At 69.7% G+C, this 1,087-nt stretch carries 1 protein-coding gene; it reads left to right on the top strand.

The window, feature by feature from the left end:
* Positions 1-182: 182 nt before the first annotated feature.
* Positions 183-1,087, top strand: a 905-nt coding sequence (locus tag AB0N17_RS46870; protein ID WP_366017753.1) for a transposase, incomplete at its 3' end; no start/stop codon positions are given.

Here is a 1,087-nt window from a genome sequence, read left to right as displayed (position 1 = left end):
GACTCTGCTGCGCAATTCGGCGTACGAGCATGGCGGTTGGGGGATGATCGCTTCTGCGGTCAGTGTCTTGTCGTAGGGCCGCAGGGGGTGGTTCGGTGTCGTTGCAGGTCAAGGGCTTACCGGAGATTCCGGAGGAGACGGTCCGGGTGGCGCGGTCGGCGTTCCCGAGGGGCTCACTGGCGATGAGTGTGCGGGACCGCCTCGGGGAGATCTTCGCGGACGAGCCGTTCGCGGACGCGTTCGGGGTCCGGGGCGCCCCGGGTTTGTCGCCTGCCCTGTTGTCGCTGGTCACGGTGCTGCAGTTCACCGAGGACCTGACCGATCGGCACGCTGCGGCGATGGCGGTCCGCGCCATCGACTGGAAGTACGCCATGGGGATGGAGCTGGGCGCGACCGGCTTCGACGACAGCGTTCTGGCCCGGTTTCGGGCGCGGCTGGTCGAGCACGGCATGGAACGTCTGGTCTTCGACCGTCTCCTGGACTGGTGCCGCGAACAGGGCCTGGCCGGTGCCGGAGGCAAGCAGCGCACGGACTCCACACACGTGATCAGCGCCGTGCGGGACCTGAACCGGCTGGAGTTGGCGGGGGAGTCGGTGCGCGCGGCGCTGGAAGCCTTGGCGGTCGTCGCCCCCGCGTGGCTGGCCGAGACGGTGAATGTGCCCGAGCTCGCCCTGCGCTACGGCGAGCGGGTGGACGGCTGGAAGCTGCCGTCCTCGAAGGTCAAGCGGGACCGGCTGGCCACGGTATTCGGGCAGGACGCCCTCGCCTTGCTACGGGCGGCGTGGGCACCGACGGCGCCGCCGGTGGTGCGGACCCTGGAGCCGGTCGCGCTGCTGCGGCAGATCGTGGTGCAAACGTATCTGGTCACCACCGACGCCCGGGGACGGGAGGTGATCCGTAAGCGGGAGGCCGAGCAGGACGGCGTCCCGCCCGGTCATCTGCGCCTCGCCTCTCCGTACGACCCGGACGCGCGCTGGGCGGCGAAAGGCGAGGACCTGTTCTGGTGCGGATACAAGATCCATCTCACGGAGAGCTGCGACGCTCCTCCCGAAGCCGAAGCCGAAGCCGAAGCCGAAGCCGAAGCCGA

The organism is Streptomyces sp. NPDC051133, assembly GCF_040682635.1.
Classification (GTDB): Bacteria; Actinomycetota; Actinomycetes; order Streptomycetales; family Streptomycetaceae; genus Streptomyces.
The sequence above is the reverse complement of the archived record's forward strand: the minus strand, read 5'-3'. Positions and strand labels throughout refer to the sequence as shown.